Below are 25,131 nucleotides of genomic sequence, written 5' to 3' on the forward strand. Positions count from 1 at the left end.
TGCTGATTTTAAAAAAGCAAAAAGTGTTCCTAAATTTTAGAATTTATCCATGAGACTATATCATTAGTAATCTTATTTATGGCCTTTTCAAAGGCATTATAAAGAGCATGCATGTCTTGTTTTTTTATATTTTCTTTATGGGTGAAGTTTTTATGGGCTATTATTTGATTGTTTTGAAGATTGATGAGGTTGATGCTTAGAGAAATTTTTGCATGATTTTCATCATCAATGATTTGTTCAAAAGAATTGATGGTGCTTTCAAGAGCGTAGTGAGCATTTAATGAACTTGTAGGCAAGAGCACTGTTGTAAACATTTGGCTTTGTTCTAATTTTGATAAGATTAAAAAAGAATAAAGATTGCTTGGAAGATCGGCCCAAAAATAATGTGCATATTTATTGCTAAATCCTTTATAGGTATAAACAATATATCTTGAGTTTAGGTATAAAGGCAGGTCTGGAGTGCGGATTTTAAGAATTTTATGGGTTTTTTTAAAATCGGTATTTAATAGTGTTTTATTATCTTTGAGCATGATATTTTGAGTTTTATCAACGACTTCGTGTCTAAAAGAACATCCATTAAATATAAAAATAAAGAGCAAAATACCATATAAATGCTTTTTCATTATTTCTCTCCTGGTCCTAATTTAGGCTTGCTTTCTTTGAAAATCAAATCAGAGGGACTGTTTTGCAAGCTTTGTATTAAAATATTAGCTTCGATTAAAAATCTTTTAAAGAGTTCTAAATTTTGCATTAAAGATGTTTTTATATCATCATAGCTGTCTAGTTTGGTATCTGTTTTTTTAATAAGATTATTTAGCATGCTTATGCTTTGTTTGATTTGTACAAGGCTAGAATTGAAATTTTGTGCACTAAGGCTTATGTTTTGAGCCATATTTGCTACTTTTAAACTTGCATTTGAAAGATTAAGGCTTAAATTTTTAGAATGATCGTTTAAATTAGCGCTTAATTGAGCTAAATTTTGCAAAAATATTTCTACATTTTTAAGATTTTTTTCACTTAAGAGTTCTTTTGACTTCGTATCAGCTGTTTTTATCAAAGAAAAAATATACTCGCTTTGTCTATCTATAGTGGCTAAAAAGCTTTCTTTAAAAGGAATGATGGGGAATTTTGTATGGGTTGCGATTAAATCTTTGCTGTTTTTATTGCCACCTTGAAGTTGGACGAATTTTAATCCTGTGATGCCTTGAAGCTGTAAGGTAGCAAAAGTATCTTCTTTTATAGGGGTGTTGTTTTGAACCTTTATGAGTATGTTAACGCCTAGTTCGTCTTGATCATAAATGCTTATTTGTTCTACGCTACCCACTTCCACACCTAAAAGCCTTACAGGAGCTTTAAGACTAAGCCCTGCAACAGATTCTTGAGTGTGAATTTCATAGTATTTAAAACTCTCTTCTTTAGTATATCCTCCAAGCCAAAGCATGAAGCCAAGACTGGCAAAAAATACTCCAAAAACAAAAATTCCTACCAAAAAATAATTTGATCTATTTTCCACTTTCACTCCATAAATCTTTTAAAAAGTTTTTCATTTTGCACACAGAGTTCTTCATAGGTACCACAAAAAGCTACTTTTTTATCTTCTAAAATGATAAAACGATCAAGTAAATTTTTCATACTTTCTTTATCGTGTGTGATTAAAATGATATTTAAATCAAAACTTTTTTTCAATTCTAAAACTAAATCGTCAAATTCGCGACTACTATAAGGATCAAGTCCTGAAGTGGGTTCGTCTAAAAATAGTAATTTGCTATCTAAAGCCAAAGCCCTAGCAATGGCTACTCTTTTTTGCATACCCCCGCTTAGTTGACTAGGAAATTGTTTTAAGACTTCTTCATTTAATCCTACCATTTTGAGTTTCATTAAAACAAGTTCTTCTATGACATTTTCGTCTAAATGAGTATATTCTTTTAAAGGAATAGCAATATTTTCATAAATACTAAAAAAGCTAAAAAGCGCTGCAAATTGAAAAACCACGCCCCATTTTTTACGCAAGGCTAAAGCGTCTTTTTCATGGATATTTTTAAGTTTATAGCCTAAGATTTCATATTCTCCCTCATCAAAATGTTCTAGCATGAGCATTTGTTTTAAAAGCACGGATTTCCCGCTTCCACTTCCGCCTAAAATCCCAAAAATTTCATTGTTTTTAACTTCAAAACTAACGCCGTTGTGGATGAGTTTTTCTCCGAATTTGGTGATGATGTTTTGTGCTTTTATAATCATTTAAAGCCCCATAGAGGTTAAAACCACCGAAAATAAAGCATCAAAGGCTATAACCCAAAAAATAGCATTTACGACGCTTTTTGTCGTGTAAATTCCTATGCTTTGAGTAGTGTTTTTGACTTCAAAACCACGAAAACAAGCAATAATACCTATTAAAAAGCCAAAAATAGGGGCTTTTACAAGACCTATGAGTATGTGCTTTAAAGCTACAGCTTCTCTAAAACGCCTTAAAAATTCAATAAAAGAAATATCAAGATTAAGTTTTGCAACCACCATTCCTCCTATAATGCTTATAGCATCGCTTATTGCGACGATTAAAGGCATGGCTATGACTAAAGCCATCACACGTGGAATGATGATAAATTCAAAAGATCTAAAGCCCATGGTATTCATAGCCGCTATTTCATCGGTGAGTTTCATTACTCCAATTTGTGCGGTATAAGAGCTTGCACTCCTGCCTGCAATCACAATAGCAGCGATTAATGGTGCTAGTTCTCTTGTGGCTGAAATACCCATTAAATCCACTATGAAGATATTAGCACCAAATTGGGCAAGCTGATAAGCGGCTTGATAAGCTAAAACTACACCCACTAAAAGTGCGGTGAGTATAACTATGGGCAAGGCTTTTAAGGCCGAGTTTTCTATATGGTATAAAAAAGCAATGAAGCGGAAATTTTTAGGGTGTTTAAAGCATGAGAAAAGACTGATAAAAAAAGCTCCTGTAAAATCGATGAATTTTTTTAAGATTTCTAAAAGATCTAAGCTTAATTTTCCAAGATTGATAAAATATTGGGCAGGATCTTTGGGGATTTTTTTTTGTTTGTGCAGTCTTTGATAGTTTTTTTCGCAAAGTTCAAAAAGCACTTTAAAACGTGAGTTTAGACCTTGTTTGGTGGTTTTAATATTTTTGTTTTTTAAATCGTACTCTAAAGCAAGGAAAAATCTCACTCCTGCAGTATCGATTGCTTTTAAAGAATTAAAATCTAAAATGATTTCTTTGCTTAAAATCAAAGGGAGTAAATCTTTAATTTTTATTTTATCAACGCTTGTTTTATCCCAGTTTCCTAGGATAAAAAGGGTGTTGTTTTGTAGTTTAAAATCCGCACTCATGCTTGTTTATTTAGGATGAAATTTAAAAGCTTTTCAAGACTAAAGCCAAAATGTTCAAATACATCTTTATCCTTGCCGCTTTCGCCAAAGCTTTCTATGCCATAAACCCTATGGCAGAATTTATAAAGTTCATTAGAGTGTGCTGCTTCAATGCCTATGATTTCACCTTGTAATAATCTTTTTTGATAGGCTTTTTCTTGCTTTTCAAAAAGTTCAAAGCAAGGTATGGAAACGACATTGCATAAGAGATTTTGTTTTTCTAATTCTTTAGCTAGTTCTAAACACAGCCAAACTTCACTACCGCTTGCTAGAAGGGTGAAAGAGGGATTTTGACTTTCTTTGAGTAAATACGCACCATTTTTCACATCGCCAAAAACCGCAGGATTTAAAGCTTTGAGTTTTTGACGTGAAAGTACAAAAGCACTTGGTACATTAGCGTTTAAAGCTATTTGCCAGGCTTTGACATTTTCTATCCCATCAGCCGGTCTGAAGGTTAAAAAATTAGGCATAGCTCTAAAGGTGCTAAGCTGTTCTATGGGTTGATGGGTAGGGCCATCTTCGCCAACGCCTATACTATCGTGTGTAAAAATGAAAAAATGTTTGACTTTCATTAAAGCAGCTATTCTTGCAGCCGGTTTTAAATACTCACTAAAGATAAAAAAAGTTGCAGAAAAAGGTAAGAAAATCCCATATCTTGCAAAAGCGTTGTTAATCGCTGCCATGGCGTGTTCTCTGATACCAAAATGGATATTTTTTCCTTCTACAAAATCGCCCATATGATAAAGTTCTGTTTTGTTTGAAGGGGCTAAATCTGCACTCCCACCTAAAAAGCCTTCTAAATTAGACGCTAAAACATTTAAAATTTCTCCATTGGTGTCTCTTGTAGCAAGATCTTTACCTGTAAAATCAGGATAAGGTATTTTGCTAAAATCAGGGTTTAAAAGTCTTTCTAAAAGATCTTTTTTGCCAGATTTTTTAAGTTTATCTTTCCATTTTGCTTCTTCTAAATCTCCAAGTTCTAAAGCGCTTTCAAAGCGGATTTTTACTGATGGTGGGATTTGAAAGCTTAGTTTGGGATCAAAGCCTGCTTTTTCTTTGGCTTTTTTAATCACTTCTTCACCTAAGGGTGCGCCATGGCTTTTATGATTGCCTTCAAGTTCTTGTGCGCCTTTTGCTATGGTTGTTTTTGCAATGATGAGGCAGGGTTTGGTAGATTTTTTAGCTTGTTTTAAGGCTTGATCTATTTGTGTATAATCATGCCCATTGATGCTTAAAACTTCAAAGCCTTGTGCTTGAAAACGCATGGTAACATTTTCGTTAAAGGCTAAGTTTACATCGCCTTCTATAGAGATATCATTGCTATCATAAAAGAGTATGAGATTATCAAGTTTATGAAGTCCTGCCATAGAACAGGCTTCATAAGAAATGCCTTCTTGTAAATCCCCATCTCCGCAAAGACAATAAATTTTATGATCGATTAAGTCGCTTCCTAGTAGATTTTGAGCTTTTTTTGCTGCCATGGCAAAACCTACTGCATTGGCAATGCCTTGACCTAAAGGACCTGTAGCGATTTCTACTCCAGGGGTTGAGATTTCAGGATGTCCTGGGGTTTTAGAGTGAAGTTGGCGGAAATTTTTTAAATCATCCAAGCTTAAATCATAGCCACTTAAGTGTAAGAAACTATAGAGTAAAGCGCTTGCATGCCCACCTGAAAAAATGAGTCTATCACGGTTTAACCAGGTGGGATTTTTAGGATTGTGCTTTAAATGATAGCTTAAAACACTAAGTATATCTGCTAAACCTAAAGCCGCTCCTGGATGGCCTGAATTGGCTTTTTGTATCATATCTGCGCTTAGAAATCTTAAGGTATTTGCTTGTTCTTGTAAAATTTTAATGTCCATTTTTTGCCTTTATAAGTATAAAATTATCAATTTTTGTATCATTTGTGCAAGTTCTTTATCAAGTTGTTGCAAGTTTTTTTCACATTCTTTAAGAAGATCTTCTTTGATCTTTAAGGCTTTATTTAAACCTAAGAGATTTACAAAAGAATTTTTATGCGTGTCTTTGTGGGTGGGTTTTCCGCTTTGTTCTTGAGTCATTGTAGTATCGATGATATCATCATTGATTTGAAAGATTAGGCCTAATTTTAAGCCTAGTTTGTAAATTTCTTCGCTTTTTTCATCGTTTAATTGAGAGATTTCACAACCCATTTTTAAAGCTGCAGCTATTAATTTGGCAGTTTTATGAGTGTGTAAAAATTCAAGTTCTTCTAAGTTTAGTTTTTTGTTTTCAAAAAAACAATCCATAGCTTGGCCTATGATCATGCCATTAATACCTGCGTTAAAAGCAAGGGTTTTGATGAGTTTGATTTTGATTTCATCTTTTAAATTCATACGGCTTAAAACCAAAAAAGCCTCTGTATTTAAAGCATCTCCTACTAAAATAGCTGTGGTTTCATCGTAGGCTTTATGTAGGGTTGGGCAATTGCGTCTAAAATCGGCATTGTCCATAGCGGGTAAATCATCATGGATGAGAGAATAAGTATGGATGAATTCTAAGGCTAAAGCTGCATCGAGTGCTTCTTGTAGGAGTTGGGGTTGTTTGCTTTGGACTACGCTTAGGAGTAATTGTGCACGAAAATGCTTTCCACCTGCTTTTAAAATCATTGCTAAAGCCTCATTAAAAAAAGGATGAAAGCTTTCTATTTTAGGTAGGTTTTTATCCAAATGATGGATAAAAAGTTCTTTTAAATTCACTTTATAAGCCTTATGAAAAATTGAAAATTACCATCATTTTGAGTATTAGATCCTAAATCGTAGTTAAAGTTTGATAAAGGAAGCTTGCTGCTTTTGCGTTCGATTAGGATATTAAAATCATGGCCTGTGCTTAAGATATTTTGCAATTGTTTTAAATTTTTTATTATGGTATTATTAACTCGTAAGATCTTATCACCTGCTATAAATCCTGCTTGAGCTGCTTTAGAATTAGGATCGATTTTTGTAACTGTGAGTGCGGTATTGATTGTCAAGCCAAGATTGCTTGTGAAATTTGTAGTTTTGGATTTTGGCTTGGAATTTAAAATATTAAATTGGCTTAAGTCTTTAGCAAAGATTTCAGTGGAGATATTTAAATCCACATTATCACGTAAAACTTCAAAATAAAGTGTACTTCCTCTATCTGAAAAGAGGATTTTTTCATTTAATTTTCTTAAATCTTTAACCGCTACACCATCTACGCTAAGGATTTGATCATTGATTAAAAATTGAGGATTTTTTCTGACTTTATTGACATAAATTTTATTTTCTCGGACGACAAAATCAACCCCAATATCTCCCCAATAAACATCATTGTATTTCATAAAATGCTTTAAATAACGGTTGCCTATAAAAGAGCTATTGTTTAAAGCAATGCCCATCATTTCACAACAAGGAGTGCCTAAAAGTCCTATTTTAGAATTAAAATCGAGTTGATCTTTTTCGTTAATGTTTTGGGCTAGATATTTAATGTGTCCTATGTAGGCTTTATCAGGATCCCAAATCCCAACCCAATCATTACGCGTGAGTTTTTCTTCATCGCCCATGGGAGTAGGGATTAGGCTAAAATCAGTCCTTACAAGATATAGGTTTAAAAAAGGATCGTATTTTACGTATTTGTTGAGTTTGGCATTGGGTTGTTTTAAAACAGCAAGTAAATTTTCGCTTAAGGCAAAAGCAGGTAAGCCTTCGTAATTTAAAATGCTAGCTTTATTTCTTTCATAGCCAGCTAAAAAGTCTTCAAATTTGGGTCTTTCTATGCTAAAAGCCATGCTAAAAAGCATAGTAAAAGCTAAAAATAATCTTATCATTTTATACCTCCAAAACTTCCTAAAACATCATTTGCCATACTTGAGCGGTTTTGGGCTACCATGCTTAAGACATCATTAATTGCAGAGATTAATAAAATTTGCAAAGATTCTTTATCATTTAATAAAGAATCATCAATATTAACATCGATAATTTCACCTTTTCCATTAGCACTTACTTTTACAAGCCCTGCCCCGCTTTTGGCACTAAATTCACGATTTGCAAGTTCTAATTCTATATTTTTTGCTTTTTCTTGAACTTGATTTAAAAGTTCTCCCATTTTAGAAAAATCCATATTTTCAAACATTACTTATCCTTGATTGTTTAAAATTTCATTAACTACAGCTTTATCGTTAAAGGGGTGTTTGATTCCTTTGATTTCTTGATAGTTTTCATCGCCTTTACCTAAAATGACAACTAAATCGTCTTTTTCTTTAAGTTCTAAAGCTTTTTCAATAGCTTTTTTTCTATCTTCTATGATTAAAGCTTTGCTAGGGTTTTTAAAACCGCTTAGAATTTGACTCATTATGTCTTTAGGATCTTCGCTACGTGGATTATCGCTTGTAATGATAGCAGTTTTTGCAAAATGTTCGACTGTTTTTCCCATTAAAGGGCGTTTACTCTTATCCCTATCACCCCCTGCACCAAAAACAACGATGAGTTTTTTATTCTTAAGTGCTTCAAGGACTTTTTCAATACCATCAGGGGTATGGGCAAAATCTATAATCACACCTTTTGCGACTTGTTCTACCCTGCCATAAACACCGCCAAAGCCTTTTATAGCTTTTTCTAATTTTTTTAAATCAGGTTTGAGAAGTTCATGTACGCATGCGCTTGCAGCTAAAAGATTATAGAGATTAAAAAGCCCTAATAAAGGAGAATCAATATGAAAGGTTTGATCTTTTACCTTCACAATAGCATGGATGCCATCTTCTAAGGTGTAGGCTTTAATCTGGTATAAAGCAGGGTTTTCTATGCCATAGGTAAAGGCATTGCGTACATTAAAGGCGATTGCTAAGGCGTCTTTATTGATAAATTTTAAGCTTTCATCGGTAAAAAAAAGTTCTTTAGCTTTTTTGTAGTTTTCAAAGGTTGCATGAAAGTCTAAATGATCTTGAGTGATATTTGTAAAAATTTTCGCAGCAAAAGTCAATCCTTCAATGCGGTTTTGTACTAAAGCATGTGAACTTACTTCCATGATGAAAAAATCGCATCTTTTTTCACTAGCTATTTTTAGATATTCTAAAGTTTTTAAAATGGCAGAAGTGGTTAGGGATTTTTGATCAATTTGCTCATCATTGATAAAGGCTCCTCTTGTCCCACAAAGGCCACATTTATAACCTAGATCAAGTAAAATAGAGTAAATAGCAGCTGCGGTGGTGGTTTTGCCATTGGTTCCTGTAATGCCGATGATTTTAATATTTTCATCTAGATTAAGAAGTTTTTTACACTCATCAATTTCTATGATTTTAGCACCTTGCTTTAAGGCTTGATCTTTAAATGCGGTATTTTGTGCAGTATGGAGGAAAAAACAGTCTTTTTGACATTCTAAAGTATTATCAGTAATGAATGTATTTTCAAGTTTTAATTTCACTTTTAAGTCCTATAAGTTTTTCTTGAAGTTTGATAAATCTATCATTAGCCCAAAAATGAGGCATCACGCTTTCTATGTAGTTTAAAGTCATTTCTTTATAACCATTTTCTAAAAGTTTTTCTAAAAAATCTAAAAAATCATCGCGGTTATCAATGATTAATTTAGCAGTGTGGATAATGGTTTCAAAGCTTTGTTTAAAACCTAATTTTTCTTCACTCTTTAAAAAGTCTTGGTAGTTTAAAGCATGGCCTTCTTCAAATTCTATTATTGATTTGTTTTGTTGATGTTTAAGATATATTATATTTAAAATTTCTTCTAAATCTTTATCTATATTATTATTTTTATAATGTTCTATATAAAAATCAAAAAGCAAAATAGCTTCTTTTGGGGATTTTAAGGCTAAATCGCATAGGCAAATAAAATGAAATAAACGTTTGTTTTTGTGCTTTTCATAGGCCATGCAAAAGTACATTTTGGCTGTGTTGAAGTCTCTTTTATAAAAATGTTTGATCCCAAGTTTTTTATAATTTTGCAAATTCTTGTGCTCCACCGTTTAAATTTACTAGAGTGATTTCGGGGTGAATGTCGATTTTAAGCTGTCTTTCAAGCCCATATTTTAGCGTTGTTGTGCTTGAGGGGCAAGTTTTACAAGCACCTAGTAAATGCACATAAACTATTCCTTTTTTAATTCCTAAAAATTCAAGACCACCTCCATCGCGTTCAAGCATAGGCATGCTTTTATCTAAGCTTGCTTTTACCGGATTTATGAGTTCTTCATCGCTAAAAGGCATCATGATTTATCCTTAAAATTTTTGTATACTTTAGCGTGATTGTGTTTAAAAAAAGGTAAATTAAGTTTTGAATTTTTAAATAAATTAAAAAGGCTCTTCATGATTTTTTAAATAAAGTCCTAAGTCATGGCCTGTAAAAGATTTTTGAGATAAAATTTTGTTTAAATTCTTTAATGTTTTTTCTAGGATTTCTTCGTTTTTTTCATTTTTTAAAAACAATAAATAATATTCTAAAAAATTGAGTAATTCTTCTTTTTTCAAATTTCTTGTTAGAGAGTTTGAGTTTTTATCTATAAGAGTGAAAAGCTGTTTTTTAAAACCTAGGGCGGCATTTGTGATTTTTATATTGTTTAAAAAGGCTAAATTCACTTTGCAAATGCCCCATAAAAAGTCATTGTAGTTTAAATTATTTTGTATGTTTTTGCTTTCAAATTCTCTTATGTGGCTGTCTTCATAGCCTTTGTTTTCTAAAATTTTATCTAATAAAATTTTGTGTTTAAAGCAAGTACTATCGCTGATTTGTTTAAAATGTTCGTGGATTTTGGGATTTTGTTGTAAAAAGGCTATGAGTTGTAATTCTACAATATGGATTTTTTCTTTATAAAAATTGTTTTGGTTTTGAGAGTATAAAGAAAATGTTGAGGGTTTTTTTGAGTTTTTTGATAAGATGATAAATTGTTCATTTACTCCTAAGAGATTAGAAACCAAGCTAATATAGGAATTTGCTATTAAAGGTTCGAGATTAAAAGTATATTTTTGTATGTTTTGTAAAGCTTTTTGCTTATCTAAAGCAGAGTTTAAATCATGATTTGCTAGCAAGCTTCTAATATAAAATTCTCCAAGTTCCATGCCTTGTTCAAATACAGCACGAAGTTTTGGAGTTTGATTGTTTGCTATAAGTTCGGCAGGATCTTTTCCGCCTTTTAAAAGAGCTACTTTGCCATCGATTTTATGAGTGCTTAATAATAAAGCCGAGCGTGAGGCTGCTTTTAACCCTGCTTCATCATTATCAAAACATAAAATGACTTTTGCTTCATAGCGGCGGATTAAGGGTAAATGATATTGAGTTAGTGCGGTTCCAAGTACTGCTACAGCGTTATTAAAGCCTGCTTTATGAAGGGCTATGACGTCCATGTATCCTTCGCATATTATCATTTCTTTTTTTTGGGCTATGTGATCTTTGGCTAGATGAAAAGCATAAAAAATCTTACTTTTGTCAAAAAGTATATTTTGCGGGGAATTGATATATTTTGCTGCTGTATAGGGGTTTAAAGTACGTCCACCAAAGCCTACTAAGAGATTTTTATGATCATAGATTGGAAAGGTAATGCGCCATATAAAACTTGCATAAAAATTATTTTTTTCATCTTTTTTTAAAACTCCAACATTTAATGCTTGATCTAAAGGGATTTTTTCATTTTCAAGCAATCTTATGCTATCTTGGCTTGTTGTTGCAAAGCCTAATTCAAATTTGGCTATATCTGTATCATTTAAAGTTCTTTGATAAAGATAAGCTAAAGCTTCTTTATGATGTTTTAAATTGTCTTTAAAATATGCGTTTAAAATAGGCAATATGCTTTTTAACTCTTTTTTATTTTCTTGCTTTTCTTTTGTATAACTTAGGGTAAAATTGCTAAGACTTGCTACTTTTTCTACTGCATCAGCAAAGCTTAATTTTTCATAATCCATGACAAATTTAAAAACATCCCCACCTGCCTTACACGCAAAGCAATGATAAAAGCCTTTTATAGCATTAATGTGCATAGAAGGATTTTTATCAGCATGAAAGGGACAAACGCAAACAAAGCTTGAACCTTGCTTTTTTACTTCAATATAATTTTCTATAATATCAACGATATTAATTCTTTGGGATAAATTTTCTATGCTTTCTTTAGTTATCATTTTTAAAACCTTGTTAAAATTATACAAAGATTTAGCTATAATTGAGCATAAAATTATAAAGCGAGAGTATGGATTTTTTCTTTGTAGAATATAGAGACCCTTTAGTGGGGCTTATCATTTTAAGTATTTTGGTTTTTGTTGTAGCGCTTGTAAATTCTCTTTGGAGGATCTTTGCAAGTAAAGACGAAGAACAAAAACTTGAAAAATTTATAAAAAAATTTGAAATGGATAATACCCATAAAGAATTACTAAGAAATAGTGGCTTGAGCTTTGGGAATTTGAGTTTTTTAGCTGAAATTTTTACTAAAAGTGGGGAATTTGAAAAAGCAACTCAGATTTATCTTATTGCTTTTGAGAAGTGCAAAGATAAGCAAGAAAGAGAGTTTGTCTTCCTTGCTTTGGCAAAGGTTTATTTTAAAGCAGGATTTTTAGAGCGTGCAAAAGAAGTGCTATTGCAGGCTTTAAAACTGCGTCCAAGGAATGTGCAGGCTTTAAAACTCCTAAAAATAGTTTATTTAAAACTTCGTGCTTATAAAGAAAATTTAGAGCTTTTAGAATGTCTTTTTGAGCTTAATGAAAATGTAGAAAAAGAACATGATTTTATAAAGGCTTTAGAGCTTTGTAGTATTAATAATAACGAAGAAGAAATAAAGAAAAAGCTTTTAGAATTAAAAGTGGATAATAATCCTATGTTGGGGCGTTTGGTTTTTGAAAAATATCATTTATTTTTAGGGCAAAATTTTTTTGATATTTATGATTTGCTTTATAAAGAAAAAGAAGCCTTTAATTTAGAAAATCAAGATTTTTTGGAATTTTTTTATGCCTTAGGCAAAGTTAAACAAATCCCCAATGCAGCTTGCTTTAGTTTTAAAAATTCGAATTTTAAAATGTTAAAGATTTTAAAAGAAAATTCTTTTAATGCGGGTTTGGAGTTTTCTTATCGTTGTACTGAGTGTAAAAATATTATGCCTTTGTTTTTTTACCATTGTCCTGTTTGCTACGAGTTTAATACTTGTAAGATTATTTGTGAAGTGAAAAATAGTGAAACATATTGAAATTTATACGGATGGATCTTGTCTTAATAACCCAGGTTTTGGGGGTTGGGCTTATATTTTGCGTTATAAAGACTATCAAAAAGAAAGCTTTGGCGCTAAGGCTGATACTACTAATAATAGAATGGAGCTTGTAGCTATTATCGAAGCTTTAAAGGCTTTAAAAGAGCCTTGTGAGGTTTCGCTTTTTACTGATTCTCATTTAATGGTTAAAAGCATTAATGAGTGGTTGCATGAGTGGGTAAAAAAAGATTTTAAAGGCAAAAAAAATACAGATTTATGGAAAGAATACCTTCAAGTAGCAAAATCTCATAAAATCAAAGCTTTTTGGGTAAAAGCACATAATGGACATTTACAAAATGAAAGGTGCGATACTTTAGCACGAGAGGCTGCTTTGAAGATGGCAAGGGAAAATAATGAAAAATATTGAAAAATTAGAAAAAAAATTAGCTTATAAATTCAAAGACAAAAAACTTCTTATTCATGCTTTAACACATAAAAGTTTTAAAAAGCCTTATAATAATGAACGTTTGGAATTTTTAGGAGATGCGGTGCTTGACTTGGTTGTAGGGGAGTATCTTTTTCATAAATTTGCTAAAGATGCTGAAGGGGATTTATCCAAACTTAGGGCAGCTTTGGTCAATGAAAAATCTTTTGCAAAAATTGCAAAGAGTTTGAATTTGGGCGATTTTATTTTTATGAGTATTGCTGAGCAAAACAATGGCGGAAAGCAAAAATCTTCTATACTTTCTGATGCTTTAGAGGCTATTATAGGGGCTATACACTTAGAAGGGGGATTTGAGCTTGCTAAGAATATTGCTTTAAAACTTATAGAGAAAAATTTTCCTAAAATTGATGCGAAAATTCTTATAAAAGATTATAAAACCAAATTGCAAGAACTCACCCAAGGAAGAATAGGACAAATCCCACAGTATGAAACCTTGCGTGCTTTTGGTCCTGATCATTTAAAACGCTTTGAAGTGGCTTTAATACTTCAAAGTCAAGAGCTTGCAAGAGCCATAGCACGAAGTAAGAAAGAAGCCCAACAAATGGCAGCAAAGATTGTGCTTGATCAATTAGGAGCTTTGTGATGAATACTTTTGGTACGCGTTTGAAATTTACAAGTTTTGGAGAATCTCATGGCAGAGCAATTGGCTGTGTTATAGATGGTATGCCTGCGGGGCTTGAATTTGATGAGGATTTTTTACAAAGTGAGCTTGATAAACGCAGAGGTGGAAGTAGGTTTACAACCCCAAGAAAGGAAAGCGATAAAGCTGAGGTTTTAAGCGGGGTATTTGAAGGCTATACTACAGGTCATCCTATAGCTATAATGGTATATAATGAAAATACTCATGTTAAAGATTATAATAATTTAAAAGATTTGTTTCGTCCTGCGCATGCGGATTTTACTTATTTTTATAAATACGGTTTAAGAGATTATAGAGGGGGTGGAAGATCAAGCGCTAGAGAAAGTGTGGCTAGAGTGGCTGCTGGAGCAATTTGTGCTATGCTTTTGAAGGAATTTGGCATTAGTGTGCAAAGTGGGGTTTTTGGAATAGGGGGTGTTGTTTCTAATTTGGAAGAAGAACAATGGGATTTTGAATTTGCTGAAAAAAGTGAAATTTTTTGTCTTGATCCTAGTTTAGAAAATGAGTTTAAAAATGAAATTTTAAATGCTAGAAATTCAAAAGACAGTGTAGGTGCTGCTGTTTTTACTAAGGCTAGTGGTATGCTTGTGGGGCTTGGTGAGGTTCTTTATGATAAATTAGATTCTAAATTAGCTCATGCTTTGATGGGGATTAATGGTGTTAAAGCTGTAGAAATAGGCGAAGGTATCAACGCGAGTAAACTGCGTGGATCTAAAAATAATGACATTTTAAGAAATATTAAATTTTTAACAAATCATAGTGGGGGTATTTTAGGGGGTATTTCCAATGGAGAAAATCTTATTTTAAAAACTTATTTTAAACCTACTCCTTCTATTTTTCTTAAACAAGAAAGCATGGATAAATTCGGCAATAATTTAGAATTTCAACTCAAAGGCAGACATGATCCTTGTATAGGCATTAGAGGAAGTGTGGTGGCTAATGCTATGGTGCGTTTGGTTTTGGCTGATTGCTTGCTTTTAAATGCGAGTGCGAATTTAAAAAATTTGAAAAAAGCTTATGGATTAGAATGAAAAAGCCTTTTTAAGGCTTGATTGCAATATTTTAAAAAGATTTAATACTATATCGCTTATTTTTTGAAATCCTTCACATAATTTTTTAATTTTTTTTTGAAAATTAAATGACAAATTAACATTTTTTTTATTTTTGAGTGTGTAAAAAAGAAATAAAATAAATATTTTTTATTTTTTGCTTGAAATTTTGCAAAAATTCTTTAATAAAATTACTGATTTGGTATTAGAATATGAGTATAAATATAAAAAAAGGGGGCTTTATGAATTTCAATAAAAGAAAATTTGTTCGTTTATCGTTGAATTTAACGCTTCTTAGCGCTTTATTCCCTTGCGTATTATTGTCTGCAGACTTACGACAAAGAAATGGCAATGTTATTGTTTCAAAAACGACTAACATGACAAAATCTGGCAATAATACAGATGTCATCAATATAAGTGACCCTAGTAAAAACGGGGTTTCGCATAATCAATTTGAAGATTTTAATGTTCATGATGGGGTTATTTTTAACAATAGCTTACTCGGTGGTAATTCTCAAATTGGTGGCTGGGTGGATAAAAATCCTTATTTAAAACACAATGCTAATACTATTATCAATGAAATCACAAGCAAGCAAGCATCTGGTATCCACGGTAATGTGGAAGTATTTGGAAAGAGTGCGAATTTGATTTTTGCTAATGAGAATGGTTTTAGTGTTAATGGAGCATCTTTTTTAAATACAACAGGAGTGACTCTTACTACTGGGCAATTTAGCGGAAATGTTGCAGATGTGAAAAGCAATGGCAAAATATCTATTGGAGATAAAGGTGTTGTGGTTGATGGAGATTATTTTAATGTGATCAGCCGTAGTATAGATATTGCTGGTAGTATTGCTCATTATCAAGCAGGAAAACATTTATCTAATATTAATTTTATAGCTGGGCTTAATAAAGTGGATTTAAGCAATGGCAATCTTCCTAAGATTCTTGCTTCAAGGCAAGCAGATAATAAGGATGATAAGATAGATTATGGTATTGATGGTAGGAATTTAGGTTCTATGTATGCTGATACTGTTACCCTTGTTAGTACTGAAGAGGGTGTAGGTGTAAGACATACTGGGGTCATAAGAGGTCTTAAAGATATCATTGTTAAAGTCAATGGTAATGCACAATTTCAAGCCCTTGGAGTCAATCAAGGCGGGAGTGTTGATATAAATGCTAAAGACATTACAACTTCTTTGATTGATGCAGATACTATGAGATTAAATGGCGATGGAAAAGTTACCAATGAGGGTTTGTACAGAGGTAAAAATATCAAGATTGATGCAAAAGATTTTGAGAATGCAAAGCAAACTCATTTTAATAAAGAGACTCAAGATATATTTAAAACTAGTGGAGAAAATTCACAAGTTGATGCAGATAATTTAGATGTGCATACTAAAGATAAAATGGCCAATTTTGGATCTATAAATACTTTAGGTGATGTGAAAATCGATACAGGATCTTTTGAAAACCAAGGCAAAATTTCAGCAAATAAAGATGTGCATTTGACTTTAAATAAGGATGATTTTGTTAATGGGGGTGAAGTTTTTAGCCAAGATAATATTTATTTACAAGCTAATAAAGATTTAACCCTTAATAATGGTAATTTGTATGCAAAAAATTTGCTTGATATTAAAAGTTTAGGTGATTTGCATATTGATTCAAAGCTTGAAAATTCTTCTTCAATAGGACTTGAAGCAAAAAATATTTATAATAAAGATCTTGTTGCTAGCGGAAAAGATTTAACCCTTAGTGCGAGTGGGGATATAGTTAATGATGGCTATTTTTTTGCACGCAATGATTTAAAAGCAAATGCTTCGCATATTACTAATAATTCTACCTTTAATAGTTCAAATAATGCCTATTTAAATGCTGATACTATCGATAATAATGGTTTGATTTTTGCTAATAAAGACATTAATATTGAAGTAAAAAGTTTAAATAATAATGCAAGCTTAACAGGAACTGTTCAAAGCTTTAATGAAAAAATTAAAGGCGATGGTTGGGCAAATTATGGTGATACGCTTTTTAAACGTTGGAATATGGAAGTTGGAATTGATATTTTAAAATATATTAATCACTTAGATGCTAAACAAGCTTCTATCCAAGCAGGTGGAAATATTAATATCAATACTAAATCAAAAGACAAAGCAGCACAAATTAATAATAGCGGTAAAATTGTAGCTCAAGGTAATATTAATTCTTATGGAAACATTAATAATAGAACCTTAAGCGAAGATCTTAATATAGAAGATATTTTATCTCATATTAAATTAGACGGTTTTTTTGCTAAAGAGTATTTAGGATCTTGGAATACTAATTGGACGCATTATTTTACTAAGGGAGGAAGCTTGCTTGATGCTTTAAGATATTTTGCAAGCAATCAGGCAAAAAATCATCAACGAGAATCTGCTTGGAATGCGCTTAAAAATGCCGCTGCTCATAATGAGGCTTTGAATTTATATTTTTCTTTATTGTTTGGAAGTGATTATGCTTCAAAAAGATTTGTTCCAGATCCAAGCACATGGAATCATAATGCTAAAGTTGTTTTTAAAGCAAAATCTGAAGCTTTAATAGCATCTAATGGAGAATTAAACCTAAATTCTAAAGAATTCAATCAAGGTTTGGTGAGTTCTTTTGATAAGAATTCTGCCTTGATAAAATCTCATTTAGAAGATGCGATAAATACCCAAGATTTAGCTTCACAATTAATACCTGATATTGTTGATTCTGGATTTTTTCATTTTACAAATAAAACCGATGATGGAATCTCTTATGAGTATACAACAGAATCTTCAGCAGTAAATACCAAAGACTATTTTGGATTTGAAGATGTTGCAAAAGAATTTAACAATAAAGACTTAGATAATACTACTGTTATAGGGGATTCTTTCTTCCAAAATCAACTTCTTAAATCTATGTATGCAAAAGCAGGTATGCATGGAGGCTTAAGTGATGAAGATATTAAAAGACTTCTTGAAAATGGTGCAAAATATGCCAATGAACATGGTTTAAAATTAGGCGAAGGATTGGGTAAAAATCAAACAGTTGATGATGATATGATTTTATTTGAAAAAGTTGATAGAGATGGAAAAACAGTCTTTGTTCCTAGATTTTATTTTTCTCATAAAACTTTAGAGGCAAATAAAGGTGGAGTTAATATTGCTGGAAAAAATGGAGTTGATGTGAATACAGATGAGTTTGATTCTTCATTAGGCAATATTGCTTCAGAAGGTACAGTCAATATCAATGCAAATGATAAAGTGAATTTACACAGTTCAAATGTAAGCGGAAAAGATGTTAATATCCAAGGTGATGAGGTTAATGTAGGCACACTTTTAGGTGTTGATGAAAAAGGCTCTCGCAATTCTATTAATAAAAGTCAAATCAGTGGAAAAGATACTATTACCATTACTTCTAATAGGGATATAAATGTCAAAAACAGTGATGTTGTTGCAGATTCTGAAAATTCTAAAATCGTGTTTAATTCTAAAGGAGGAAATGTTAATATAAGCAATGATTATTCTAATAAATCTTCTTTTAACAGTACGGAGACAGCCACACAAAAATCTAATACTTCAATAAACACAGATGAGGTTTTAAGCTCAAATGTTAAAGGAGGCACTGTAGATATCACTTCTAAAAAAGATGTTAATGTAGTTGGTAGTAATATAGATGCTAATCATGATATTAATGTTAATGCCAATAATGTCAACATAGCAGATGCACATGAAAATTCTCAAGTCACATTTGATGGAATACATTTGACAAAAACATCAATCACTTATGAAAATAGCAGCATAAAAAATTCTAAATCTGTGGGAAGTAATTTAAATTCTAAAGGCAATATTAATATCAATGCCAATAATGATTTAAATATTGAAGGATCTAATTTACAAGCTCATGATTTAGCCGATTTAAAAGGTAAAAATATAAATATAAAAAATGGAGAAAATGAGATTTCTTATTCTTTAGATTCTTCAGGTTTGCATATTTTAGGCTATCAACAAAACTCTGTGAGAAAAGACAGTTCTTTAGCAACTTCTTCTAATATTTCAGGTGATAAGTTGAATTTACAAGCAGATAATAAAGCAACCATCACAGGAAGTAAACTAAATGGAGGAGATATTAATATAGATGCTAATGATGTCGATTTTGTAGCTGCTAAAAACACAACTCATACCCAAAGTGATTCTTTATCTATAGGGGTATTTGCTAATGCTAATTTGGGTTTAGCTGGGCATGGAGTGAATGCTAGCTATAGCTTTGCACAACAAAAATCAGGGGTTAATATCACTGATGGTTCTGAAAATGGAGAAAGGAATTTAGGATCTTCTGAAGTGGGATTAGAATTAGATAAAAGCAGTAAAACAGAGGATGAGACTTCTTATCTTTCTAATAATTTAAAAGGTTCTAATATCACTGTTAATGCTAAAAATGATTTGGATATAGGTGGGGCTGATTTTGATGCTAATAAGGATATCAATCTTAAAGGCGGAGAGATTAAAACCACTAAATATGAAGATACTAAAACTCAAAACACTACAGGTTTTGGCATCTATGTTAAAGAAAGAATTGAATCAGGAGGCTTAGGAGTGGCTGCTATTAATCAAACAGCAGAGAATTTTAATGATAAACCAGCAGGTTCAAATTATGTATTGCCAGTGGTTCAAAGTGCTTCTAATGCAGTGAGTGTGCTTAATGATAATCTCATAGAAGCAAGTTCAGGTGAAACCATAGGTTTTAGATTCCATAAAGGCAACTCACAAAGTTCTAGTGAAAATACTTCTAAAATCCATGCAGGTGGCAAGGTAAATTTAGAAAGCACTAAAGGCGATATTGTTTTAAACGGTGTTGATGTAAGTGGGGATGAAATCAATGTCAAAGCAAAAGATAACTTTATAGCAAATGCTGCTAAAAAGACACATTCTTCTTCAGATTTATCCTTTGAAACAGCAATAACTAAAAAAACAACTGTGGGCTATAATTTGATTGATGGTGCAGATGTAGGAGGAGAGCTTGAAGGCTTTGCTAGTGGATCGCGTACTCATAAAGAAAATGTTCAATATCATAATGCACAATTTAATGCCAATAATATTAGCGTTAGTACCGGTAAAGACGCTGTATTAAATGGTGCTAATATGAGAGCTTCTAATGATGTGCATTTAGATGTAGGAGGAAAATTAGAAGTTAAATCTTTAACAGATACTTCAAAATCTGAAAGACATAGTACTTTATTGGCAGGATCTATGGGCTTAGATTTGTCATCAAATCATATTATTACAGGGGATTTTTCAGGAACAGTTGGCGTAGGATATTCTAAAAGTGATAATCAAACTGTAGGAACCCAAAGTGGCATTAGTGCGGGTAATGAACTAAGTGGCCATGTAAATGGGGATTTAGTATTAGAAGGGGGAATTTTAAATTCTGATGTTAAAAAAGGAAATTTAGCCCTTGGAGGAAGGGTTGTAAATTCTGATGTAAGTACCCAAGAAGAAAGTGATGGAGCTGATGTAGAAATTACAGGTGCAACAGGTCAATCTGCTTCAGCAACTGTTAGTATGGATGATCATATTGATAAAATAGGTATGGTTGATTCTGCAACTAATATTACTATCAATAATGAAAAAAGACATGGTTTAAGCGAGGATACTCAAAACACTCGACGTGAATATGATTATTCTTGGTCTGGTGGTAATGTTAAAGTCAATCTTTCAGTTCCTAAAATAAAAGAGGGAATAAAACATTTTCTTAATAAAGTAAAGTCTGGTTCTAATTCTAGCGATAGTTCAAGTTCATCACAAGCATCTCATACTCATGAAAGTAGCCAAAGTGCCAATGCAAGTATTCAAAATACAAATGCAAGTACTCAAAATGTAAGTTCTAATGCCGATCACACATCAAATTCAGATCTAAGTTCTAATCACAATACTAAGATCCAAGGCTATAAGTGAGGCTTGTTAAAATTGTATTTTTGTTTATGAGTCATCTTTGCTTATTGCAAGCAGATGACTCAGCAAAGATGTTGAATTTATTAGATAAAAGACAACAGCAGTTGTACATACAAAAAGAATTTGATGAGTTAGAACGAAAACAGCGGCACAAGGAAGAAATTGCTTTAGAAAATGGAAATTTTGAAGACAAGATTTATATTTTTAAACAAATTCGATTTAAAAAACAAGATGCGCTTACTATGCAAGCTAACGCTATTTTGAAAAAATATATCAATCGATCTTTAAATGTCAGTGATATTTATAATATGATTAAAGAGCTTACGAATTTTATTGTTTCTAAAGGATATTCTACTTCAGGAGTGAGTATTGATAAGATAGATGAGGATAATCATATTCTCATGCTTGATTTAAAATACGGATTTGTTGGAGAGATTTATCTTAATGGGGATAATAATACGACAAGATTAGACTTTGGTGTGCCTTTAAAAAAAGGGGATAAGTTTAATATTTATGATTTAGATACAGGTATAGAAAATTTAAACAATGGGGCTAAGGATGTTAAGATTTCAATAAAGGCTAGTGAGAATTATGATTATTCTGATATATTTATTGATAGTAAATCAAAGCCTATTGATATAGCATTTGATTTAGATAATAGTGGTAATAAAGACACAGGAGAATATAAGGTTGGTGCCCATGCTTTTTTGAAAAATGCTTTAAATCTTAATGATTCTATGCAAGTGAGTTTTATTAAGAGTTTATTAAAAAATACAAAAGATTATAAGAATGTCTATGTGTTAAACTATATTTTACCTATACAAAGCTATCAATTAAGCTATTCTTTACAATATAGTGATAATAAAAATGTAATTGAAGGTTATAATGATTCTTATATTATCAATAAAGACACAAGTTTAAGGCATAAAATCACTTTAAAGAAAATTTTACACCGTACAAATACTGATAAATTTTCAATCTATGTTGATTTGGCTGTTAAAGATGATGCTAATGAGATTGATGATTTTCTTTTAAAAAGTTCAAGCGGTAGGTATTCAAGTTTGGCTAGTGGTATTGAGTACTCAACCATTGCATGGGATGGATTTTTGTTTTTGAATTTAGAGTATGAAAAGGGCGTTCCATTTTTAGGGGCTAAGAGAGATTGTGGAGATTCTTTATATAAGATAGAGTTTAATAAGGTGAATTTTAATTCAAGTTATAAAAAGAATTTTTACTTTAATGAAGATTTGGTATTTTTATACCAAGGCAGCATAGGGGGAAGCTATTCTAATGAACCTTTATTGTATGCTGATAAATTTTTAGTGGGTGATGAGTATACTGTTAGGGGGTTTAAAGAAAGTTCAGCAGCACTAGATTATGGAGTATATGGTAATCACACGCTTTATTTGCAGTTTGCAAGTATGCCAAAATATTTAAGGGCTTTACAACCTTTTATTGGCTTAGATATGGGGTATGGTAGGGATTATTTACTACCAAATAGAGACTTTTTAGCAGGTATTGCTTTTGGTTTTAGATACAATTTGGATAATTTTTCTTTGAATTTTACGGCGTCTAAAGCCTTGCACAAGTCTTCTAATATGCCAAGTGAGACTATGCCTATTTATCTTAGAGCTTCTATGTTTTTTTAATTTAAGAGATGAAAAACTCGGCTATATTTTTTTTATCTTCAAAAGCTATGCTTTTATAACTTTGATTTTTAAAGCCAAGTTCATAGCTTTTGCCCACTTCGTGTTTACTATAGCTTAGGGCGATTTTTAGAGCGAGTTCTAAGTCTTTATTTGAAATTTTTTCATCCACTAAAGAATAAGCACCTATTAAATCTTTAAGATCTATGGCTTCATATTTTGGGGTTTTTAAAGCTTTTAAAAGTGTATTTTCTAATTCATTGCGTCCTATAATCATTTTAGAGCCTTCAGGCAGTCTTAAATGGCGTCCGTATTTTAAGAGTTGTGCGTCATTAACTTGCATGTCTTTATCAAATTCTATAAAATCGCGGATTTTTTTAGCAAAACTATTAAGTGTTAGTAAGCATCCGCCTCCAGGGCTTTCAAAATCTTCTAGGCCGAAGAGTTGTGCTAACTCAAGTTGTCTTTTGCGACTCCTTCCGCTGATATTTTCGAGTTTTTCTCTATCGACCCAGCCTTCTCTTTCGGGTTTGGTTAAGGGAAGATTTTTTGCACACATAGGGCGTAAGATTAAATCCTCTTCATCTAAAGCGAGTTTTTTAACCTTAGCCATAGCATCGCCTCTTTGACTCATAGGTCTTTGTCCTAAGACTTCCCCTGTGATGATAAAGTTTGCTTTTTCTTCTTTTAGCATTGAAAGTGCGGTTTTAAACATAAAAGCATGGCAGTCTATACAAGGGTTAAAATGCTTTCCATAGCCATATTGTGGATTAAAAAGCACTTGTTGAAGATAGGCATTTCTCACATCTATCATTTCAAAATCTGCACCCACCATTGCGGCACGTTTTTTCATAATCTCACTTTTATCGCTTGTACTTCCAAAGCCTATGTTGATATTAAGAGCTTTAACTTCTATGCCTTGTAAAGTAATGAGTTTCATTGCAAGCATACTATCAAGTCCACCGCTAAAAAGAGCCAATGCTTTCATTTTTTCCTTTCTGATTTTATGGAGTGTAAAAGATGTAATTTTAACCAAAAATTTTTAAAATAAGCATGGCTTGATGCTAAAAATGACTTTATTTTAAATATTTTGGTTTAAAGGATTTAAAAATAATAATTTGGGAAAATTAGTAGCGAAGCCTTGTTTTAAACCAAAACTTTGTAGATAAAAGTAACAAAAATTATATTTAATGATTTATCCTTTTTTGCAATTTTATTAAGATTTGAAATTTAAGATCTTAGTGTAGTAAAATCAAAGTCTAGCTTAACTCATAAGCTATAGGCAAAATTATTTTTAAATCGTTTTCATAGTAAGGAAAATAAAGCGAAGCTTTGCGTATGCTTTTTAAAGCACTTTTGTCTAATAAATCATATCCTGAGCTTTGGATGATTTTTAGATCTTTTAAACCTTTGTTTTTTGTCCATAAAAATTCTACTTTTACTATGCCTTGCATACGCATTTTTCTTGCTTGTTTAGGATAAATTTGTGCTTGTTGTATGGCTTGTTGGATTTGCTTTAATAAAGAGGGATTGTTTTGTTCTTGTTTTAATGAAATGTTTTGAGTGTTAGAGGCATTACTTGGTTTAAATGCTTTGGGATTTTGAGTTGAGCTAATAAGAGGATGTGATGGTGCTGGGATCTTTGCTTTTTTTGGAAGTTGATGGGTTTTTGTGATTTTTGGTGTTTCTTGCTTGGTAATGGTTTTTAGATTTTGAATTTCTTTTGTGGGATTTGAGTGTATAAATTGTTTGATTGCTAAAGCAAAGCTGTCTTCTTTTTTTATTTGTGTTTTAAATAAATTATTAGAATGTAAAAGGATTAAAATCAAAGGCATAAAAGCTAGGCAAGCTATGTAAAAGGCTTGATATTTGTGATGGGAAAATAACTTTTTCATTTATATTTTCTCTGTGAGGATTTGAAAATTTTCATGTTCATGGGCTTTTAATAAATCTATGATTTTTATAAAGCTTTCAAATTTAGCATTTTTATCACTTTTTAATTCTACTAAGGTTGTTTTATCAAGTGAAGCAATAGCGGCTTTAATTTGCTTAAGATCGCTTAATTTATCCTCTAAATAAAAAGAGTTTTTTTCATCGATAATAATAAGGAGTTTTTTGGTATTATCATTGATATTAATGGCGTTTTGACTTGAAGGCAGATTGATACGGATTTTTCCTTGTGCGATAAAGCTTGAAGTGCTAAGCACTATAGCAAGTAAAACAAGCATAATGTCTATAAAAGGGATTATATTTAAACCTTCATTTTTAGGGAGTTTAAGCATTTTTGCTAGCCTTATAAGCATTGCTTAAAAGTGAAATTTTGCGCAATAAGGCATTGTATGCCATAAGGGATGGAATGGCTATTAAAAGACCTAAAGCTGTAGCTTTTAATGCTAAAGATAGGCCTATAAGTACAGATTTTAACTCAATATTAGATTCTAAACCCATTTCATAAAATGTGATCATAATGCCTATAACAGTACCTAAAAGTCCTATATAAGGAGCATTAGAATAAATAATATATAATGAGGTTAAATTTTCACTAATAGCATCATCAAATTGCTCTTGATTATCATAATTTTTAAAATCAAGTTTTTTGAAAAAAAGTATTCTTTCAATAACACACCAAAAGGCTATAAATGCCATAATTCCAAGAATTATAAAGATAATTAAGTCAATATAATCTTTTAAAAATTCCATGGTGTACTCCAAAAATTTGTAATGAATTTTGAAAAATTATACTTTAAAAAAATAAATTTATAATTAATATCAATTATCATAAATCTTCTAGTTTTTTATTAAGTTATA

The 25,131-nt window shown here is 31.6% G+C and carries 22 protein-coding genes; 6 read left to right on the forward strand and 16 right to left on the reverse strand.

Annotated features, from left to right (window positions below):
• Positions 1-29: 29 nt before the first annotated feature.
• The 12 genes from GRQ01_RS04365 to dnaG all read right to left on the reverse strand — a co-directional run bounded on the left by GRQ01_RS04365 (position 30) and on the right by dnaG (position 11,477).
• Positions 30-623, reverse strand: a complete 594-nt coding sequence (locus GRQ01_RS04365) for an ABC-type transport auxiliary lipoprotein family protein (RefSeq protein ID WP_158334613.1) — start codon at positions 621-623, stop codon at positions 30-32.
• A complete protein-coding gene (locus GRQ01_RS04370) occupies positions 623-1,513 on the reverse strand; it encodes an MlaD family protein (protein WP_203121201.1) in 891 nt (296 codons plus the stop codon). Before GRQ01_RS04370 ends, GRQ01_RS04365 begins: the two co-directional genes overlap by 1 nt.
• Positions 1,514-1,515: 2 nt before the next feature.
• The gene (locus tag GRQ01_RS04375; RefSeq protein ID WP_158334614.1) at positions 1,516-2,238 is read right to left on the reverse strand and encodes an ABC transporter ATP-binding protein; all 723 of its coding nucleotides are present in this window, start codon (positions 2,236-2,238) and stop codon (positions 1,516-1,518) included.
• Complete coding sequence (locus tag GRQ01_RS04380; protein WP_158334615.1) at positions 2,239-3,348, reverse strand: ABC transporter permease; 1,110 nt, start codon at positions 3,346-3,348, stop codon at positions 2,239-2,241.
• Positions 3,345-5,249 (reverse strand): transketolase, encoded by a 1,905-nt coding sequence (tkt, locus tag GRQ01_RS04385; protein ID WP_158334616.1) that lies wholly within the window; start codon positions 5,247-5,249, stop codon positions 3,345-3,347. The genes GRQ01_RS04380 and tkt overlap by 4 nt, the downstream gene beginning before the upstream one ends.
• A gap of 9 nt (positions 5,250-5,258) precedes the next feature.
• On the reverse strand, positions 5,259-6,104 hold the full coding sequence (locus GRQ01_RS04390) for a polyprenyl synthetase family protein (protein ID WP_203121203.1): 846 nt from the start codon (positions 6,102-6,104) through the stop codon (positions 5,259-5,261).
• Positions 6,101-7,192, reverse strand: coding sequence for a PDZ domain-containing protein (locus GRQ01_RS04395; protein WP_373447853.1), 1,092 nt, complete (start codon positions 7,190-7,192; stop codon positions 6,101-6,103). Before GRQ01_RS04395 ends, GRQ01_RS04390 begins: the two co-directional genes overlap by 4 nt.
• Positions 7,189-7,497, reverse strand: coding sequence for a YbaB/EbfC family nucleoid-associated protein (locus GRQ01_RS04400; protein ID WP_158334617.1), 309 nt, complete (start codon positions 7,495-7,497; stop codon positions 7,189-7,191). Before GRQ01_RS04400 ends, GRQ01_RS04395 begins: the two co-directional genes overlap by 4 nt.
• 3 nt (positions 7,498-7,500) lie before the next feature.
• Positions 7,501-8,784 carry a UDP-N-acetylmuramoyl-L-alanyl-D-glutamate--2,6-diaminopimelate ligase gene (locus tag GRQ01_RS04405; protein ID WP_203121205.1) on the reverse strand — a complete coding sequence of 428 codons (1,284 nt, stop codon included), beginning with the start codon at positions 8,782-8,784 and terminating at the stop codon, positions 7,501-7,503.
• Positions 8,768-9,319, reverse strand: a complete 552-nt coding sequence (locus GRQ01_RS04410; protein WP_158334618.1) for a histidine kinase — start codon at positions 9,317-9,319, stop codon at positions 8,768-8,770. Before GRQ01_RS04410 ends, GRQ01_RS04405 begins: the two co-directional genes overlap by 17 nt.
• Positions 9,306-9,578 (reverse strand): NifU family protein, encoded by a 273-nt coding sequence (locus tag GRQ01_RS04415; protein ID WP_158334619.1) that lies wholly within the window; start codon positions 9,576-9,578, stop codon positions 9,306-9,308. The genes GRQ01_RS04410 and GRQ01_RS04415 overlap by 14 nt, the downstream gene beginning before the upstream one ends.
• Positions 9,579-9,659: 81 nt before the next feature.
• Positions 9,660-11,477 (reverse strand): DNA primase, encoded by a 1,818-nt coding sequence (gene dnaG / locus GRQ01_RS04420; protein ID WP_158334620.1) that lies wholly within the window; start codon positions 11,475-11,477, stop codon positions 9,660-9,662.
• Between the two features lie 68 nt (positions 11,478-11,545).
• Between dnaG and GRQ01_RS04425 the strand changes: the two genes are divergently transcribed.
• The 6 genes from GRQ01_RS04425 (at position 11,546) to GRQ01_RS04450 (ending at position 22,326) form a co-directional block, all read left to right on the forward strand.
• Positions 11,546-12,532: a hypothetical protein gene (locus tag GRQ01_RS04425; RefSeq protein ID WP_203121207.1), complete on the forward strand. Its 987-nt coding sequence runs from the start codon at positions 11,546-11,548 to the stop codon at positions 12,530-12,532.
• Complete coding sequence (gene rnhA / locus GRQ01_RS04430; RefSeq protein ID WP_203121209.1) at positions 12,519-12,959, forward strand: ribonuclease HI; 441 nt, start codon at positions 12,519-12,521, stop codon at positions 12,957-12,959. The genes GRQ01_RS04425 and rnhA overlap by 14 nt, the downstream gene beginning before the upstream one ends.
• Positions 12,946-13,620: a ribonuclease III gene (gene rnc / locus GRQ01_RS04435; protein ID WP_158334621.1), complete on the forward strand. Its 675-nt coding sequence runs from the start codon at positions 12,946-12,948 to the stop codon at positions 13,618-13,620. Before rnhA ends, rnc begins: the two co-directional genes overlap by 14 nt.
• The gene (gene aroC / locus GRQ01_RS04440; RefSeq protein ID WP_158334622.1) at positions 13,620-14,708 is read left to right on the forward strand and encodes a chorismate synthase; all 1,089 of its coding nucleotides are present in this window, start codon (positions 13,620-13,622) and stop codon (positions 14,706-14,708) included. Before rnc ends, aroC begins: the two co-directional genes overlap by 1 nt.
• Before the next feature lie 260 nt (positions 14,709-14,968).
• A complete protein-coding gene (locus tag GRQ01_RS07810) occupies positions 14,969-20,680 on the forward strand; it encodes a hemagglutinin repeat-containing protein (protein ID WP_158334623.1) in 5,712 nt (1,903 codons plus the stop codon).
• Between the two features lie 26 nt (positions 20,681-20,706).
• Positions 20,707-22,326, forward strand: coding sequence for a ShlB/FhaC/HecB family hemolysin secretion/activation protein (locus tag GRQ01_RS04450; RefSeq protein WP_158334683.1), 1,620 nt, complete (start codon positions 20,707-20,709; stop codon positions 22,324-22,326).
• A gap of 1 nt (position 22,327) precedes the next feature.
• On the opposite strand, the gene GRQ01_RS04455 is transcribed toward GRQ01_RS04450, so the two are convergent.
• From GRQ01_RS04455 to exbB, 4 genes are all read right to left on the reverse strand, one after another.
• Positions 22,328-23,311 carry an MnmA/TRMU family protein gene (locus tag GRQ01_RS04455; protein WP_158334624.1) on the reverse strand — a complete coding sequence of 328 codons (984 nt, stop codon included), beginning with the start codon at positions 23,309-23,311 and terminating at the stop codon, positions 22,328-22,330.
• A gap of 271 nt (positions 23,312-23,582) precedes the next feature.
• Positions 23,583-24,218 carry an energy transducer TonB gene (locus GRQ01_RS04460; protein ID WP_158334625.1) on the reverse strand — a complete coding sequence of 212 codons (636 nt, stop codon included), beginning with the start codon at positions 24,216-24,218 and terminating at the stop codon, positions 23,583-23,585.
• Complete coding sequence (exbD, locus tag GRQ01_RS04465; protein WP_158334626.1) at positions 24,219-24,605, reverse strand: TonB system transport protein ExbD; 387 nt, start codon at positions 24,603-24,605, stop codon at positions 24,219-24,221.
• Positions 24,598-25,023 (reverse strand): TonB-system energizer ExbB, encoded by a 426-nt coding sequence (gene exbB / locus GRQ01_RS04470; protein WP_158334627.1) that lies wholly within the window; start codon positions 25,021-25,023, stop codon positions 24,598-24,600. Before exbB ends, exbD begins: the two co-directional genes overlap by 8 nt.
• Positions 25,024-25,131 lie beyond the last annotated feature (108 nt).

The sequence above is a fragment of the Campylobacter bilis genome (genome assembly GCF_016806695.1).
GTDB lineage: Bacteria > Campylobacterota > Campylobacteria > Campylobacterales > Campylobacteraceae > Campylobacter_D > Campylobacter_D bilis.

Excerpts from the sequence above, each read along its gene's own strand:
- tkt (WP_158334616.1), bottom strand. The coding sequence starts at position 5,249 with ATGGACATTAAAATTTTACAAGAACAAGCAAATACCTTAAGATTTCTA.
- dnaG (WP_158334620.1), bottom strand. The coding sequence starts at position 11,477 with ATGATAACTAAAGAAAGCATAGAAAATTTATCCCAAAGAATTAATATC.
- GRQ01_RS04450 (WP_158334683.1), top strand. The coding sequence starts at position 20,707 with ATGAGTCATCTTTGCTTATTGCAAGCAGATGACTCAGCAAAGATGTTG.
- GRQ01_RS04455 (WP_158334624.1), bottom strand. The coding sequence starts at position 23,311 with ATGAAAGCATTGGCTCTTTTTAGCGGTGGACTTGATAGTATGCTTGCA.
- GRQ01_RS04400 (WP_158334617.1), bottom strand. The coding sequence starts at position 7,497 with ATGTTTGAAAATATGGATTTTTCTAAAATGGGAGAACTTTTAAATCAA.
- GRQ01_RS04425 (WP_203121207.1), top strand. The coding sequence starts at position 11,546 with ATGGATTTTTTCTTTGTAGAATATAGAGACCCTTTAGTGGGGCTTATC.
- GRQ01_RS04460 (WP_158334625.1), bottom strand. The coding sequence starts at position 24,218 with ATGAAAAAGTTATTTTCCCATCACAAATATCAAGCCTTTTACATAGCT.
- rnc (WP_158334621.1), top strand. The coding sequence starts at position 12,946 with ATGAAAAATATTGAAAAATTAGAAAAAAAATTAGCTTATAAATTCAAA.
- GRQ01_RS07810 (WP_158334623.1), top strand. The coding sequence starts at position 14,969 with ATGAATTTCAATAAAAGAAAATTTGTTCGTTTATCGTTGAATTTAACG.
- GRQ01_RS04415 (WP_158334619.1), bottom strand. The coding sequence starts at position 9,578 with ATGATGCCTTTTAGCGATGAAGAACTCATAAATCCGGTAAAAGCAAGC.
- GRQ01_RS04380 (WP_158334615.1), bottom strand. The coding sequence starts at position 3,348 with ATGAGTGCGGATTTTAAACTACAAAACAACACCCTTTTTATCCTAGGA.
- GRQ01_RS04375 (WP_158334614.1), bottom strand. The coding sequence starts at position 2,238 with ATGATTATAAAAGCACAAAACATCATCACCAAATTCGGAGAAAAACTC.
- GRQ01_RS04365 (WP_158334613.1), bottom strand. The coding sequence starts at position 623 with ATGAAAAAGCATTTATATGGTATTTTGCTCTTTATTTTTATATTTAAT.
- exbB (WP_158334627.1), bottom strand. The coding sequence starts at position 25,023 with ATGGAATTTTTAAAAGATTATATTGACTTAATTATCTTTATAATTCTT.
- exbD (WP_158334626.1), bottom strand. The coding sequence starts at position 24,605 with ATGCTTAAACTCCCTAAAAATGAAGGTTTAAATATAATCCCTTTTATA.
- GRQ01_RS04395 (WP_373447853.1), bottom strand. The coding sequence starts at position 7,192 with ATGATAAGATTATTTTTAGCTTTTACTATGCTTTTTAGCATGGCTTTT.
- aroC (WP_158334622.1), top strand. The coding sequence starts at position 13,620 with ATGAATACTTTTGGTACGCGTTTGAAATTTACAAGTTTTGGAGAATCT.